Source organism: Roseibium sp. RKSG952, assembly GCF_009711355.1.
This window is the reverse complement of the sequence record NZ_SMMF01000962.1, coordinates 113,694-129,685: the sequence shown is the minus strand read 5'-3', so window position 1 is coordinate 129,685 and position 15,992 is coordinate 113,694. Positions and strand designations below refer to the sequence as shown.

Sequence of the window (15,992 nt, the reverse complement as noted above, 5' to 3'; positions counted from 1 at the left end):
GCAGGTTTCAACCTGATCACCATGGGATCGGTTTGCCCGCCCAGTCAAAGAACTGACCCGATTCTGATGGGCTCAGTTGATCTATCACGCGCAGAAGGTTCCCGGCAGCCTCATCCGGTTCGACCGCCGGGTGCCGCCCCAGATACTTTTCAGTAAAGGCAGTTTTGACGGTTCCGGGATGTAAGGACACGCAGATGGCTTCCTTGTGCGTTCGGGCCAACTCAATCGCAGATGTATGCACAATCTGGTTCACAGCTGCTTTGGCAGCGCGGTAGCTGACCCAACCGCCGAGCCGGTTATCCCCGATCGACCCCACCCTTGCCGAGAGAACAGCGATTACAGATCGACCGCCTCTGGGAAGCAGTCGGCTCGCATGTTTCAGCACCATTGCAGGTCCAACTGCATTCAGGGCGAACTGATCCATCATTGCTTGGGCCGACAGAGCGCGCAGTGTCTTTTCCGGCGCAGCGCCATTGATTTCCAGCGCGCCACTGGCAACAAACACCAGATCAAACGGGCCTTCGACAGCGCTTAAGACTTGCTCGGCCTTGTCCGGGATCATCAGATCAAACCCGTCGCCCGACCGCGACAGGGTCGTAACCGTGACACCCTGCTGTGCAAGCCGGCGACACATAGCACTACCGATTCCGCCCGTCGCCCCAATGATCAGTGCCGTTTTCATAATCTGCTACCTAGGCGCACACCCAATCAGATCAATGAGCGTCGAAAAGAATAGTTCAGCTAAAGAATAGGGCATTTTGGTCCTTTTCATTCCCTGCGGGCTCTGTATAAATTCCGCCTCATGATCAACCGCGCAGATATCCCTTTTGCCGACACCACGGTTCGTGGTGCCGATCTGCGTGGCCTACTGATCCTAATCCGCCTCTGAGCGTGCCATCCGGCGCGCCCGCTCAGAGGAGGACGCCAGCGCGCCAAGAGGCATTAGGACAGAGAAGAAAGAGATTCCCATGACCAACGTGACCGACCAAGACCGCGTCTTGATCTTTGACACCACTTTGCGCGACGGCGAGCAGAGCCCTGGCGCGACCATGACCCATGCCGAAAAGCTGGAGATTGCCGAGCTGCTGGACGACATGGGCGTCGACATCATCGAAGCCGGGTTTCCCATCGCCTCCGAGGGCGACTTCAAGGCGGTATCCGAAATCGCGCAGCGTTCTAAGAACAGCCGTATCTGCGGTCTGGCGCGCGCCAACTTTGCGGATATTGACCGCTGCTGGGAAGCGGTGAAACACGCCGGCAAAAGCCGCATTCACACTTTCATCGGCACCTCACCGCTGCACCGCGCCATTCCGAATCTGACGCAGGACGAAATGGCCGAGAAGATCCATGAAACCGTAAGCCACGCGCGCAACCTGTGTGAAAACGTGCAGTGGTCACCGATGGACGCGACGCGAACCGAATGGGACTATCTGTGCCGCGTTATCGAGATTGCGATCAAGGCTGGCGCAACGACGATCAACATCCCCGATACAGTGGGTTACACTGCTCCGGTGGAATCCGCTGACCTGATCAAACGCCTGATCGAAACGGTCCCGGGCGCGGATGAGGTCGTCTTTGCGACCCACTGCCACAACGACCTTGGTATGGCGACCGCGAACTCACTGGCTGCAGTTGCAGGTGGCGCCCGTCAGATTGAATGCACCATCAACGGTCTGGGCGAACGCGCTGGCAACACTGCTCTGGAAGAGGTCGTGATGGCGCTGCGCACCCGCAACGACATCATGCCCTGGCACACCGGTATCGACACGACCAAGATCATGCATATCTCGCGACGGGTCGCGACGGTGTCGGGCTTCAACGTCCAGTTCAACAAGGCCATCGTTGGCAAGAATGCCTTCGCGCATGAAAGCGGCATCCATCAGGACGGCATGCTGAAGAACCGCGAGAATTTTGAGATCATGCGCCCCGAGGATATCGGTCTGTCCGGCACATCCCTGCCTTTGGGCAAGCATTCGGGCCGGGCCGCGTTGCGCGATAAGCTGAACACGATGGGTTACGAAGTCGGTGACAACCAGCTCAAGGATATCTTCATTCGGTTCAAGGAGTTGGCTGACCGCAAGAAAGAGGTCTTTGACGACGACATCATCGCCCTGATGACGCTGGACGATGACGACGGCAACGATCATCTGCAGCTGGTTTCACTGAAAGTCACCTGTGGAACGGTTGGCAAGGCCGAAGCAACCATCGAGATGGAAGTGGACGGCAAAGAGATCATCGCAACCGAAACCGGCGATGGGCCCGTCGATGCGGCGTTCCGCGCTATTCGGGTGGTTCACCCAAATACGGCGCATCTCCAGCTTTATCAGGTACATGCTGTGACTGCGGGAACCGATGCGCAAGCCACGGTTTCAGTCCGGTTGGAAGAAGACGGCATGATCGCTACCGGGCAGTCGGCCAACACCGACACGGTTGTTGCATCTGCCAAGGCTTACATCCATGCGCTGAACCGCCTGATCGTCCGACGCGAAAAGGCCGGTCCCGGTGCGGATGCACGAGAAATCTCGTACAAGGATCTTTCCTGAGAATGGAAAAAAGGGGCGGCCTATCATGGACCGCCCCTCTGCATTTCTTCTGATCTGGCTACGGCCAGTAGAACAGTGTCAGATCGACCGGTTTCCCCGGTTCAACCAGCGAGTAATAGAAGACCGGGTTGTCATGCAGGTCATTCATGCCTGACACCGCATACCCCTCGGTCGGGGTGTATTCCGCATCATAGTTGAGATCGTAGTCACCGTTCGCGTCATGAAACGCGATTACGGAATAGTAGTTGTTGTTGAGGTCCGGAAAGTCGAACCGCTGCGGTTGCCCCGTCGCAGGTGCCTCGAGATATCCAGCCGCGTTGTTGTAATCCATGTTGTCAAACGCTGACTGTTGATCAAACGCCATGACGATGATGTTGCCCTTGTCGCTACGTGCCCCGTGCAGGTTCACGATCAGGCCCTGGTGATCCTGCACGCCGGTTGAAGAAGCAGATGCCTCAGCGATATCCGTGCGAAAGCCGGAGGCAAACCAGGCCCCGCCAATGAACAGCCCGGCTGTTGCGATGGCGGCGACGATGCGTTGCGTATTGTTTGGCATCTCATCCAGTCCTTCGTGTTATTCCGCTGGCTTTCGCTGGCTCTTTTTGGGCTGCCAGCCAGGAGGTCCGAAGAGGACGCCCAGCTTGTTTCGGAAGCCCGGCATGTTCCACACATCTCTGAAGAGTCGGGTAAAACCATGCAGGAAGGCGACAAAGGGATTTACCGAGTCGATCGGCGTGACCAGACCGTAAACGACATCCTCTTTTTCTTCCTCAAAGGTGCCGAACATGCGGTCCCAGATGATGAAGATACCGGCATAGTTCTTGTCTAGATACTTGCGGTTCGACCCGTGGTGTACCCGGTGATGCGACGGCGTGTTGAAGAGGTATTCGATCGGGCGCCACAACTTGCCGATAACCTCTGTATGCAACGCGGTCTGATACAGCTGCACCAGCAGCTCTACGATCAGAACCATGAACGGATTGAACCCCAGCAGCACCAGCGGCAGATGGAAAAACAGTGGCCAGAAACCATCCAGCGGGCCATGACGATATGCAACCGAAATGTTGAAGAAAGGCGAACTGTGATGCACTGAATGCGTCGCCCAAAGAAAGTTGATGCGATGCAGGATACGGTGTTCCCAGTAGTAGGCCAGATCCGCAAGTATCAGCACGATGATGAATGACGCCCATGTCGTTGGGATGTCGAACACGGCAAACTGATAGGCCCAGACATAGGCACCTATGTAGAAGCCCGCCAGCAAAACGAAGCTGATCCCGATAAAGAACGCGAGCGTGATGAAATTGGTGACCGTATCGCCCACCATTTCCCAGTTCAGCTTTTTGACGATGGCATAGCGCAGCAACTCGAATGCCAAAAACGCCAATGCAAAGACAAAGAACCAGTTATTGATAAAAGTTTCCCAGTAACTCAGATGAAAGTCACTGATGTGGCGGCTTAGGAAGTCCATGGATATGTCCCAATTCCTGTTTATTGTCAGGTGTGACAATTTACTTACTGAACTAGCCTGGGAAATCAAGTGGACCACCTAATCTTTCGCAGAGGCCGCAATTACGTCCTGACGTAGATACGCGACACGGTGGCCGGTAAAATGCAGCGAAAACAGAGGCATCGGCCCACAAAAGCGGACCGTGCGCAAATGTCAGAAAATGTGGAGTTACCTAAGGGAACTAAGCTTGAACACGAGCAAAAAGCGCGTCGAGTCGCCCGGCTGCCTCTTCTAATCCATAGGTCGCATTCACGATAAACATGCCCGAGCCGACCATGCCATGACCCTCACGCGCGGCAGGAAACCGGACTTGGTGATGCAGCACCTTTGGCAGATCCCGTTTCCGCAAGGCATCACACATGGCTTCATGGCGTCCGTTTGTCAGGATCGGATACCAAAGGGCAATTATCCCGACATTCCATTTGCGGTTCAGCGTTGTGATGATGTTTGGCAACCGATCGTAATCGGCCTTAACCTCGTAGCTAGGATCGATCAGCAGCATCCCCCGACGCGGCGTCGGCGGTAGCAACGATTGCGCCAGTTCAAATCCATCTTGCTGATAGGTCCTGGCTCCATAAGGCGCGACCGCGTTTTTAAGAACCCGGTATTCCTGCGGATGCAGCTCGGCCAGGTGTAAACTATCCTGTGGCCGCAACAGGCTGGCCGCGATCAGGGGAGAACCCGGATAAGCAGATTGGCCATGTTGATCTTTCACGCCGGAGATTGCGCGGCTCAGAGGGTGATCCTCTCCGAACCAGCCCTCAAGCAAGGCACGCTCGATACCGGCCGAGGCTTCGCCGGTCCGAACGGCTTCGTCCGAATCCAGCTGATACAAACCCCGCCCAGAATGGGTTTCGGCATAGGTCAGCGGCTTATCTTTCCGGGTCAGATAAGCGAGTATTTCCGCCAAAAGGGCATGCTTATGCACATCAGCCAGATTTCCCGCGTGGTAAATATGTTGATATGAGAGCATTTTGCCTTCTAAAGTCCCTGTTAATGAGGCGGAAAGGTGCTGATTACCGCGGAATCAGGCCTTTTACCGGGCGTCGTGGCACCCTATAAGTCATCCATCCCGGAACCGTCGAGTCGCGGGCAGTAGAAAAAATCTGACATACAGGATCAGGGGACATATGGGGATCTTTGACAATCTGGGCGGCCTGTTCACAGCGGATATGGCCATTGACCTTGGGACTGCTAACACGCTGGTCTATGTCAAGGGTCGCGGCGTTATCCTGTCCGAACCTTCCGTTGTGGCCTATCACGTCAAGGACGGTGTCAAGAAAGTTCTGGCCGTCGGTGAAGACGCCAAACTCATGCTGGGTCGTACCCCCGGCTCGATCGAAGCCATTCGCCCGATGCGCGAAGGTGTGATCGCCGACTTCGATACAGCCGAGGAAATGATCAAGCACTTCATTCGCAAGGTGCACAAGCGGTCGACCTTTTCGAAACCGAAAATCATCGTCTGCGTCCCACATGGCGCGACACCTGTTGAAAAACGCGCCATCCGTCAGTCGGTTCTGTCTGCCGGTGCACGCCGCGCTGGCCTGATCGCCGAACCCATTGCAGCTGCAATCGGGGCCGGAATGCCAATCACCGACCCAACGGGCAACATGGTCGTCGATATCGGCGGTGGTACAACCGAAGTTGCGGTCTTGTCGCTGGGCGACATCGTGTACGCCCGTTCGGTGCGTGTTGGTGGGGACCGCATGGACGAAGCCATCATCTCGTACCTGCGCCGTCAGCAGAACTTGTTGGTCGGTGAATCCACCGCTGAGAGAATTAAAACCACTATCGGCACAGCGCGTATGCCTGACGATGGCCGTGGACAGTCGATGCACATCCGTGGCCGCGATCTGCTGAACGGTGTGCCAAAGGAAATCGAAATCAGCCAGGCGCAGGTCGCCGAGGCCTTGTCCGAGCCCGTCCAGCAGATTTGCGAGGCGGTGATGACCGCCTTGGAAACCACTCCGCCCGACCTTGCGGCGGATATTGTGGATCGCGGCGTGATGCTGACTGGTGGCGGTGCGCTGTTGGGTGATCTGGACCTGGCGCTGCGCGAACAGACCGGTCTGGCCGTGTCGATTGCCGATGAAAGCCTGAATTGTGTGGCTTTGGGCACCGGCAAGGCGCTTGAATACGAAAAACAACTGCGCCACGCGATTGACTACGAAAGCTAAGGCGCGCACCCTTATAACTAAGGGTGTATAATCGGGCGCGAGCAGCACGGGAAGGAGTCCTGTGGCAAAGGACCGATCACAGCGCGACGACTACGCAACCCCCTTGCGCCGCTTGTTCCTGGGGATTGTTGTGTTGTGCCTGCTGGGCATCTTTCTGGTGTGGCGTATCGACAGCCCCCGCGTCGAACGGTTTCGCGCTCAGGTCGTTGATGCAGTCGTACCGTCGATGGAATGGGCCATGGTTCCGGTTACTGCGGTGGTCAACCTGGTCCGGGACTTCCAAAGCTATCAGCGCCTCAGCGAACAAAATCAGGAACTGCGCAGCGAATTGCGCCTGATGCGCGCATGGAAAGAGGCAGCACTACAGCTCGAGCAGGAAAATGCGCGGTTGCTTGACCTGAACAATGTCCGTCTTGATCCGCGTTTGACCTACATCACAGGTGTGGTGATGGCCGATAGCGGATCCCCTTTCCGTCAGTCGGTACTCCTGAATGTCGGGGAGCGCGACGGGATCGTGGATGGCTGGGCTACGATGGACGGTATCGGGCTGGTTGGACGCATCTCTGGTGTTGGCTCTGATACAGCCCGTGTCATCCTGATGACCGATGCTTCGAGTGCGATTCCGGCAACCATCCAACCCTCAGGCCAGACAGCATTGATCGCAGGTGATAACACCTCAGCACCTGTCGTCGAGTTTCTGGAAAATCGCGAGTTGGTCCGGCCCGGCGATCGCGTGATCACCTCGGGCGATGGCGGTGTGTTTCCGGCTGGTCTCCTGATTGGCCAGATCACGGTTGATCCGGGCGGAAGGCTACGCGTTCGGCTATCGGCGGATTTCGAACGCTTGGAATTCCTGCGCGTACTTCGTTATCAATCTGCGCCCCCAATTCGTACACCTGGCAGCATCGTTGGGCCACAACGCCCTGAGGCCGCACTGACACCCGAAGAGGCGGGCGATGGATAAAGCCACGTCACATCTCTGGCTCATGCGTGGCATGTATTTCGCGCTCGCCATACTGGTGGTGTTTCTGCATCTGTTACCTCTGGACACCAAACCAGATCGCTGGCCTTTCCCCGACATCCTGATCGCACTGACATTTGTCTGGGTGCTGCGTCGTCCCGAGTATGTGCCAACGCTCAGTATCGCCATCGTGATGCTAATGGCTGATCTTCTGTTTCAGCGCCCTCCCGGGCTGCTGGCTGCTTTGGTTGTCCTTGGATCAGCATATCTGCGCTCGGCGGCACCGGGCATGCGGGACGCTGGTTTTGTCGGTGAATGGACAACGATCGGAGTTGTGACGGCAATGGTCTTCCTGGCTGATCGCGTTATCCTTTCCATATTGTCCGTTCAGCAAGTCGCTTTGGGCCCTGCTATGATCCAGCTAATCCTAACCATCCTGGCCTATCCTTTGATCGTATTGATCAGTCAGAGTGTGTTTGGAGTGCGTCGCATCTCAGCCGCGGATGCAGGTGCTACGGGAGCACGGGTATGAAACAGCGAAAGCCAAAATCCGAGGGTCTTGCATACAAGCGTCTGCCACGCCGTGCTATCGTATTGGGCGGTCTTCAGGCAGCCTTTATTGGCGGGCTAGCAGCCCGTATGCGTTTCATGCAGGTCGATCAGGCCGATCAATATCGCCTTCTGGCAGAAGAAAATCGCATCAACATCCGCCTGATACCACCAACCCGCGGTCGTATCTATGACCGGAACGGTCAGGTCATCGGACAAAACACACCTTCGTATCGCATAGTAGTCGTTCGCGAAGATGCGGGTGACGTTGACAAGATCATTGCCAAGCTGTCGGAACTGATCCCGCTGAACGAGGATGAGATCGAACGCGCACGCACGGAAATGCGCCGTTCAGCACCGTTTCTTCCCGTCACTCTGGCGGATCAAGTGACATGGGAAGATATCTCCAAAGTCGCGGTTAACGCGCCTGCACTGCCGGGTGTCACCCCAGAGGTCGGCTCGACGCGTCAGTACCCCCGGTATGAGGACTTTGCGCATGTAGTGGGCTATGTCGGCCCGGTCAGTGATTATGACCTGAGCCAGATACAGGATCCTGAACCGGTACTGCGCATTCCGCGATTTCAGATTGGCAAGGTTGGGCTTGAGGCCAAGCAGGAAAGCTCGCTGCGCGGCAAAGCTGGTGCCAAACGTGTCGAAGTCAATGCCACTGGCCGCGTCATGCGTGAGCTGGACCGTCAGGAAGGACAGGCAGGCGCGGACCTGCAGCTATCGGTTGACGCCAATCTGCAGCAATACGCTCAAGCCCGTCTGGCCGGAGAAAGCGCGGCTGCCGTCGTTATTGACTGTGAAACCGGAGATATCCGGGCGATCAGTTCAGCGCCCAGCTTCGATCCCAACCTGTTTGTCCGCGGTATCTCTGTCGCGGACTATCGGACCCTGACACAGGACAAATACCGCCCACTGGCCAACAAAACCGTTCAGGGCACCTATCCGCCGGGATCGACGTTCAAGATGATCACCGCTCTGGCCGCGCTTGAGGCGGGTGTAATCGGTCCCGCCAACACGGTTTACTGTCCCGGGCACCTCAAGGTCGGCAGCCGCCGGTTCCACTGCTGGAAACGTGGTGGGCATGGCACGGTTGACCTCGAGACCTCTCTGAAGCGCAGTTGCGATGTGTACTACTACGATGTTGCCCTGCGAGTAGGGATCGACAAGATTTCCGACATGGCTCGTACCTTCGGTCTGGGTATCCGGCATGACATCCCCATGTCTGCGGTCGCCGCAGGTTTGGCCCCGAACCAGGAATGGAAACAGCGGGTACACGGTCAGGACTGGCTGGTGGGTGATACGGCCAACGCATCCATCGGGCAGGGCTTTATGCTCGCCTCTCCCTTGCAGCTTGCGGTCATGACCGCACGGCTTGCCACAGGGCGAGCTGTCTCCCCACGTCTGGTTCGCTCGGTCGATGGGGTCGAGCAACCGTCAGGAGCGGGTGAACCCCTTGCCGTCAATCCCTACAATCTGGAACAGGTGCGCAAGGCGATGTTCTCGGTTTCGAATGACCGGCGCGGCACTGCTTATCGCAGCCGTATCATCGCTGATGATTTCCGCATGGCCGGGAAAACCGGAACAAGTCAGGTGCGCAACATCACCAAGGCCGAACGTGCTGCGGGTGTGATCCGCAACGAAGACCTGCCTTGGGAACGCCGCGACCACGCGCTGTTCGTAAGCTTCGCCCCCTACGACAACCCCAAATACGCAATCGCCGTGGTCGTTGAACATGGCGGCGGCGGTTCGAAAGCGGCAGCTCCTGTTGCAAGGGATATCATGCTGCAGGCTCTCTATGACGGTACTCCGCCGCTTGAGGCATATCCGGTAGCAGATCGCGAACGTATCAAGGAGCAGCAAAAACGGCTGGAGGGCGATCGTCGCCCCAAAGCGCGTCCGGATGAAAAGGACCGCGCATGAGCTATCTTGAATACGCCGTCAAATCCACGCCATCGGGGTTCCGCAAATTCCTGTACATGAACTGGCCCCTTACCCTGCTGTTGATCAGTACGGCCAGCGCAGGTTTCCTGATGCTGTACTCGGTGGCAGGAGGTTCATGGCTGCCCTGGGCCGAGCCACAGATGGAACGGTTCGGGCTTGGCCTGACGGTGATGTTCATCATCGCTCTGGTTCCGATCTGGTTCTGGCGGAACATGTCGGTACTGGCCTATCTTGGTTCGATTGCCTTGCTGGTGTTCGTGGAACTCTTCGGCACAATCGGTATGGGCGCACAACGCTGGATCGACCTTGGGTTCATGCGGCTTCAACCGTCCGAAGTCATGAAGGTCGCCTTGGTCATGGTTCTGGCTGCCTATTACGACTGGCTGCCGTCTCACAAAACCTCTCGGCCGCTATGGGTTCTGATCCCTGTACTGCTGATCCTGATCCCGACTTTCATGGTTCTGAAGCAACCCGATCTGGGGACGTCGATCCTGTTGCTCGCGGCCGGAGGCGGCCTAATGTTTCTGGCGGGCGTGCACTGGGCCTACTTCGCAGTAGTGATCGCCGCAGGCGTCGGGCTGGTTGCGACGGTCTTCAACAGTCGTGGGACGGAATGGCAATTGCTCAAGGATTACCAGTTCCGCCGCATCGACACGTTTCTTGACCCTTCAACCGATCCGCTTGGGGCCGGCTATCACATCACCCAGTCAAAAATTGCGCTGGGTTCAGGTGGCTGGAACGGGCGTGGCTTCATGCAGGGAACTCAGTCGCGCCTCAACTTTTTGCCCGAGAAGCATACAGACTTCATCTTTACCACTCTGGCAGAAGAATTTGGGTTTGTTGGCGGGATCACTCTGTTGATCCTATACGGTCTGATCCTGATTTTCTGCATGGTAACGGCCCTGTCGACACGCGACCGCTTTTCCTCGCTCGTTACGCTCGGAATTTCACTGAACTTCTTCCTGTTCTTTGCCGTGAACATGTCAATGGTTATGGGGCTGGCACCGGTTGTGGGCGTCCCGCTGCCCATGGTCAGCTATGGCGGTTCTGCCATGCTGGTTCTGATGGCCGCATTTGGCATCGTGCAAAGCGCCCATATTCATCGTCCCCGTTAAACTGAGAGACTGCCCATGCCCGTAAACGTCCTGTTTTCCGCGCGCCCTGCCCTGTGGCCTGTGTATGAACCACTGTTGACCAATGGGCTGAGCGAAGCTGGTCTGGATTTTCGACTGGGAACCGAATTCGAACCGGATGAGGTAGATTACGTGGTCTATGCCCCTAACGGGGGCTTGTTGGATTTCACACCTTATTCACGGCTCAAAGCGGTGCTGAGCCTTTGGGCCGGAGTTGAAAGCATTGCGGGGAATGAGACCCTGACCGTTCCACTGGCGCGGATGGTGGATCATGGGCTGACCCGAGGCATGATAGAATGGGTGGTCGGACACACATTGCGGTACCATCTTGGCATGGACAAGCACATCACGGTTCAGGACGGCGTTTGGACCCCGGATGCGCCCCCGCTTGCACAAGAACGGCAGGTCTGTGTTTTAGGGCTGGGTTCACTGGGCCAGGCCGTGGCTCAGGCGCTTGCAGCACTGAACTTTCACGTTACCGGCTGGAGCAGAACTCCCAAAGAAATCGACGGAGTTACCTGCCTGCACGGAGCGGATGGATTGCGTGAGGCTCTGAGCCGCGCAGAGATTGTCATCCTTCTGCTACCTGACACCCCAGCGACCGAGAACACAATGAATGCCGAAACACTCGCCCTGTTGCCGAAAGGTGCACGGATCATCAATCCGGGGCGTGGGCCATTGATTGATGACGATGCCTTGCTGGAAGCACTGGGTTCGGGTCAGGTCGGTCATGCCACGCTGGATGTGTTCCGAACTGAGCCTCTGCCGCCCGAAGATCCGTATTGGGCGCATCCGAATGTAACGGTCACTCCCCATATCGCGTCGGAGACCCGCCCCATTACAGCGGCACAGGTCATCTGCGAGAACATCCGTCGTGGCGAGGCGGGTGAGCCGTTTTTGCATCTGGTGGACCGTCAGCTCGGATACTGACGGTCCGACTGGTTCAGGCCGCGATCAGGCCACGCCCTTTCAACAGGGCTTCAACACCCGGCAAACGCCCGCGGAACGCCAGATACAGGTCTTCCGCTTCCTTTGATCCGCCGGTCGAGAGGATATGCTCTTCCAGAGCCTTTGCACGCTCTGGATCAAAGGCACCTCCAGCTTCTTCAAAGGCCGCAAAGGCGTCCGCATCCATAACCTCGGACCACATGTAGCTGTAGTAGCCTGAACTATAGCCATCCCCGGCGAACACATGAGCAAAATGTGGCGTTGCGTGGCGCATCCCAATGGCCTGCGGCATCCCGATGCTTGCCAGAACCTCAGCTTGTTTCGCCATCGGATCAGCCGGAGCCGCGCCGTCGTGGAACGCCAGGTCAACGAGGGCCGAAGCGACATATTCCACGGTCTGGAAACCCTGATCAAAATTGGCGGCCTTCAACACTTTCTCGAGCATATCCTGCGGCATCGGCTCACCGGTTTCAGCATGCGTAGCGAATTCTGCTAGAACTTCCGGCACCTCCAGCCAATGCTCATATAGCTGGCTGGGAAGCTCCACAAAATCGCGCGCAACGCTGGTACCCGAGATGCTTTCATAGGTCACGTTGGACAACATCTGGTGCAAGGCATGGCCAAATTCATGGAACAGCGTACGTGCATCGTCGTAGGACAGCAGCGCCGGATCACCCTTTGCGAAATTGCAGACATTGATGACGACAGGCGCTTGATCCGCAGGGAATTTCGCCTGAGCCCGCATCGCGCTACACCAAGCACCTGACCGCTTGGAGCCGCGCGCGAAATAGTCGCCAATGAACACCGCGATGTGCTGCCCGTTGCGGGTCACCTCCCATGCACGGCAATCCGGATGATAGAGCGGCACATCAAGTGGTGCGAACTCCAACCCGAACAAACGATTGGCGCAGGCAAACGCCGCTTTGATCATGCGATCCAACTGCAGGTATGGCTTTAGCGCAGCCTCATCCAGATCATGTTCAGCCTTGCGGCGCTTCTCGGCGTAGTAGCGCCAGTCCCAGGCCTCGAGCGGCCCGTTGACACCGTCCTCCTGCATCATCTCTGTCAGGATGTCAGCATCCATATCGGCACGGGTTTTGGCTGCATCCCAAACCTCCATCAGCAAATCACGTACACGGTCCGGCGTTTGCGCCATCTCGGTTTCCAGCTTGAAATCAGCAAAGCTGTCATAGCCCAACAGATTTGCCCGTTCCTCGCGCAGTTTCAGAATTTCGGATGCGATTTCGCGATTGTCGGTTATTCCACCATTGGCCCCTCGCGCAGTCCATGCCCGGTAAGCCGTTTCGCGCAAATCCCGACGCGGGGAAAACTGAAGAAACGGAACGATCAACGAGCGTGAAAGAGTGACAACCGGCCCGTTGGTTCCCTTTTCCTGACCCGCCGCGCGGACCGCGTCCACAACGAAACCCGGCAGGCCTTGCAGGTCGTCTTCGCTCAATTCCATGAACCAGTCCCGCTCATCAGCCAGAAGGTTTTGGGTGAATGAGGTCCCCAGCGACGCGAGGCGCGATTTGATCTCCTGCATCCGGGCATCTTCGTCACCCTGCAGCGCAGCACCTGCACGCACGAACCCCCGATGGGTCAGCATCAGAACACGCACCTGTTCATCGCTCAGCCCCAGTTCTTCGCGACGGTCCCAGAGGTCAGCGACCCGATGAAACAGCGCCTTGTTCGAGGATATGCCCGAGAAATGCGCCGACAGTTTGGGTGAAAAGTCCCGTTGCAGCTCTTCCCGCTTTGGATTGCTGTCCGCTCCGGCAACCGTGAAGAAAACCGACAGCACCTTGTCCAGTTCTTCACCGGCCGCTTCCAGCGCTTCGATCGTGTTGGCGAATGTGGCGGGGTCCTTATTGGACGCAATGGCTTCGATCTGAGCGTTATGGGCCTGCATTGCCTGATCCAGCGCGGGGGCAAAATCGTCATCCGATATCTCGGCAAACGGGGCGATTTCAAATGGTGTGTTCCAGTCGGACAGGATCGGGTTGGTCATGCAGATCTCCTTTGATCGTCAAGCTAGGTAGGCCGGACACAATGGTCCAGAGGCAGACCGGCTGATACTTCAAATTCTGTCGCAATACCGCTTGCGCCACATGAACCCAGCAATCAGGGTCCGTTGGAAAGGGAGACAGGACATGACCAAAACGAACCGCACTGCTGGCATCATGACAACGGCCATTCATGCGGGTGATCCACCGGACGCCTCAACCAATGCATCGGCACCACCGATCCACATGAGTTCGACCTATCTGACCGAAGATGTCGCCGGGTTTTCCGCCCATAACCTGACGCCTGACAGCCCCTATGTCTACTCTCGGTGGGCCAATCCAACTGTTGCCGGGCTCGAGACCAAAATCGCGGCTCTGCAAGGCACCGAAGCTTGTCTTGCAACAGCATCCGGAATGGCAGCGGCGTCTGCGATCTTTTTCACCTTTCTCTCAGCCGGTGATCACCTGATCGTATCGGACGTGTCTTACGCAGGCGTGGCGGAACTGGCACGTGAAACTCTGCCTCGGATGGGGATCCAGGTTTCTGCCGTCAATATGTCCGATCCCGCATCCGTTGCGGACGCGATCAGTCCAAACACAAAGCTGATCCATACAGAGACCCCTGTAAATCCAATCGGTCGCCTGACGGATCTGGCGGCGATCTCAAAACTGGCCCGAGAAGCCGGAGCGTTGTTGAGTTGCGATGCGACCTTTGCCTCACCACTGGGAATGGATGCGGTCGCGCTTGGGGTCGAACTGACGATGCACTCGATTACGAAATACATCGGCGGACACGGCGATGCAGTGGGTGGGGCTGTTGCAGGTTCTGCCGAATTGATCGCGAAGATGCGGGCTGAAGCAGGCATTCATCATGGCGGTGTACTGTCCCCATTCAATGCTTGGCTGATTGCGCGTGGAGCATCGACCCTGCCATTGCGCATGAGGGCGCATCAGGAGGGAGCTACCGCCGTTGCAGAGTGGCTGGAAGCAGACCCGAGAGTTACAAAGGTCATCTATCCCGGCCTGGCGTCGCACCCTCAGGCCGAACTGGCGGCGCGACAGATGTCGAACATGTCCGGGATGATATCATTTCAGGTTGGCGATGCGACCACGGGCGAACGTATCGCACAGCAGATGATCGAGCGGCTGCAGGTGATCCACTATGCGGTCTCTCTTGGGCACCATCGCAGTCTGATCTTCTGGATGGGAACTGACGGCCTGATGGAGACCTCGTTCAAATTGCAGGACGCCCAGTTGGAGGACTATCGCGCCTATGCCGGAGACGGGATTTTCCGCCTGTCCGTCGGGCTGGAGGATGCCGATGACCTGATTGCCGATCTGGATCGCGCGCTGGGCTAAAAACAGGCTCCCGCCCCTGCTGTGCGCATCACAGATGCGCCACGCAGGGTTGGGTGGCTTGGATCATGTGGTTGCAGCCGCGCAAATCGGGCAATCTGCACGTTTGGACAAGGTGATCTTCCGGCTTTCACCATAAAGCGCGTCGTAGATCAGCATCTCTCCGACCAGAGGCTGGCCAGCCCCGGTAGTAACCTTAATCGCCTCTACAGCCATCATCGATCCAACGACACCGGGCAAGGGGCCGATGACCCCGGCTTCGGCACAGGAAGGCGCAAGACCGGCGGCAGGTGCTTCGGGGAAGATGCACTGATAGCAAGGTCCGCTTTCTGCAGGGCTGAATACGCTCAGCTGCCCCTCCCACTGGGACAAAGCGCCCGAGATCAGGGGCTTGCCGCGCGCGACGGCTGTACGGTTCGCCAGATAGCGCGTCTCAAAGTTATCCGTTCCATCCAGAATCAGATCATACTCATCAAAAAGATCAGAGGCGATCTCTTCAGTCAGACGGCGGTGATAAGGGCGTACCACAACATTCGGGTTCTGCGATTCCATTGCCTGTTGCGCAGAAAAGACCTTGGGTATGCCGATATCCGTATCACGGTGGATCACCTGCCGCTGTAGATTGGCATTCTCAACCACATCATCGTCGATCACACCAATTGTCCCGACACCCGCTGCCGCTAAATACTGTAGCGCCGGCGCGCCCAGGCCACCTGCTCCGATCACCAGCACTCGCGCCTTTTTGAGCCTCTTCTGCCCCGGACCGCCAAGTTCCCGAAGAACGATATGTCGGGCATATCGTTCCAGCTCTGTTTCACTGAATTGATCGGAGGCCATCGTCTGCTCCTTGTCCTGCGTGGGC

At 57.2% G+C, this 15,992-nt stretch carries 14 protein-coding genes; 8 read left to right on the top strand and 6 right to left on the bottom strand.

Annotation, left to right across the window (positions count from 1 at the left end; translation table 11 throughout):
- Window positions 1–16: 16 nt before the first annotated feature.
- Window positions 17–682 carry an SDR family NAD(P)-dependent oxidoreductase gene (locus E1297_RS44660; protein ID WP_155149961.1) on the bottom strand — a complete coding sequence of 222 codons (666 nt, stop codon included), beginning with the start codon at window positions 680–682 and terminating at the stop codon, window positions 17–19.
- A gap of 286 nt (window positions 683–968) precedes the next feature.
- Between E1297_RS44660 and E1297_RS44655 the strand changes: the two genes are divergently transcribed.
- Window positions 969–2,543, top strand: a complete 1,575-nt coding sequence (locus E1297_RS44655) for a 2-isopropylmalate synthase (protein ID WP_155149959.1) — start codon at window positions 969–971, stop codon at window positions 2,541–2,543.
- A 58-nt stretch (window positions 2,544–2,601) separates the two neighbouring features.
- Here E1297_RS44655 and E1297_RS44650 read toward each other — a convergent pair whose 3' ends face one another.
- The 3 genes from E1297_RS44650 to E1297_RS44640 form a co-directional block, all read right to left on the bottom strand.
- Complete coding sequence (locus tag E1297_RS44650) at window positions 2,602–3,099, bottom strand: DUF2141 domain-containing protein (protein ID WP_155149957.1); 498 nt, start codon at window positions 3,097–3,099, stop codon at window positions 2,602–2,604.
- 18 nt (window positions 3,100–3,117) lie between these two features.
- The gene (locus E1297_RS44645; protein ID WP_155149955.1) at window positions 3,118–4,011 is read right to left on the bottom strand and encodes a sterol desaturase family protein; all 894 of its coding nucleotides are present in this window, start codon (window positions 4,009–4,011) and stop codon (window positions 3,118–3,120) included.
- 220 nt (window positions 4,012–4,231) lie between these two features.
- The gene (locus E1297_RS44640) at window positions 4,232–5,023 is read right to left on the bottom strand and encodes a 23S rRNA (adenine(2030)-N(6))-methyltransferase RlmJ (protein WP_155149953.1); all 792 of its coding nucleotides are present in this window, start codon (window positions 5,021–5,023) and stop codon (window positions 4,232–4,234) included.
- Window positions 5,024–5,186: 163 nt separating this feature from the next.
- Here E1297_RS44640 and E1297_RS44635 point away from each other — a divergent pair, with 163 nt between their 5' ends.
- The 6 genes from E1297_RS44635 (at window position 5,187) to E1297_RS44610 (ending at window position 11,750) form a co-directional block, all read left to right on the top strand.
- Complete coding sequence (locus E1297_RS44635; RefSeq protein WP_368669860.1) at window positions 5,187–6,227, top strand: rod shape-determining protein; 1,041 nt, start codon at window positions 5,187–5,189, stop codon at window positions 6,225–6,227.
- A 61-nt stretch (window positions 6,228–6,288) separates the two neighbouring features.
- Complete coding sequence (gene mreC, locus E1297_RS44630; protein ID WP_209016367.1) at window positions 6,289–7,191, top strand: rod shape-determining protein MreC; 903 nt, start codon at window positions 6,289–6,291, stop codon at window positions 7,189–7,191.
- Window positions 7,184–7,720, top strand: coding sequence for a rod shape-determining protein MreD (locus E1297_RS44625; RefSeq protein ID WP_155149951.1), 537 nt, complete (start codon window positions 7,184–7,186; stop codon window positions 7,718–7,720). The genes mreC and E1297_RS44625 overlap by 8 nt, the downstream gene beginning before the upstream one ends.
- Window positions 7,717–9,666 carry a penicillin-binding protein 2 gene (gene mrdA, locus E1297_RS44620; RefSeq protein WP_155149949.1) on the top strand — a complete coding sequence of 650 codons (1,950 nt, stop codon included), beginning with the start codon at window positions 7,717–7,719 and terminating at the stop codon, window positions 9,664–9,666. Before E1297_RS44625 ends, mrdA begins: the two co-directional genes overlap by 4 nt.
- On the top strand, window positions 9,663–10,802 hold the full coding sequence (gene rodA / locus E1297_RS44615) for a rod shape-determining protein RodA (protein WP_155149947.1): 1,140 nt from the start codon (window positions 9,663–9,665) through the stop codon (window positions 10,800–10,802). Before mrdA ends, rodA begins: the two co-directional genes overlap by 4 nt.
- 15 nt (window positions 10,803–10,817) lie before the next feature.
- A complete protein-coding gene (locus tag E1297_RS44610) occupies window positions 10,818–11,750 on the top strand; it encodes a glyoxylate/hydroxypyruvate reductase A (protein ID WP_155149944.1) in 933 nt (310 codons plus the stop codon).
- Between the two features lie 13 nt (window positions 11,751–11,763).
- Here the strand turns inward: E1297_RS44610 and E1297_RS44605 are convergent, their stop codons facing one another.
- Window positions 11,764–13,779, bottom strand: coding sequence for a M3 family metallopeptidase (locus E1297_RS44605; RefSeq protein ID WP_155149942.1), 2,016 nt, complete (start codon window positions 13,777–13,779; stop codon window positions 11,764–11,766).
- Window positions 13,780–13,921: 142 nt separating this feature from the next.
- Here E1297_RS44605 and E1297_RS44600 point away from each other — a divergent pair, with 142 nt between their 5' ends.
- Window positions 13,922–15,133, top strand: coding sequence for a PLP-dependent aspartate aminotransferase family protein (locus tag E1297_RS44600; protein WP_155149940.1), 1,212 nt, complete (start codon window positions 13,922–13,924; stop codon window positions 15,131–15,133).
- Between the two features lie 63 nt (window positions 15,134–15,196).
- Here the strand turns inward: E1297_RS44600 and E1297_RS44595 are convergent, their stop codons facing one another.
- A complete protein-coding gene (locus tag E1297_RS44595) occupies window positions 15,197–15,967 on the bottom strand; it encodes a molybdopterin-synthase adenylyltransferase MoeB (protein ID WP_209016397.1) in 771 nt (256 codons plus the stop codon).
- Window positions 15,968–15,992 lie beyond the last annotated feature (25 nt).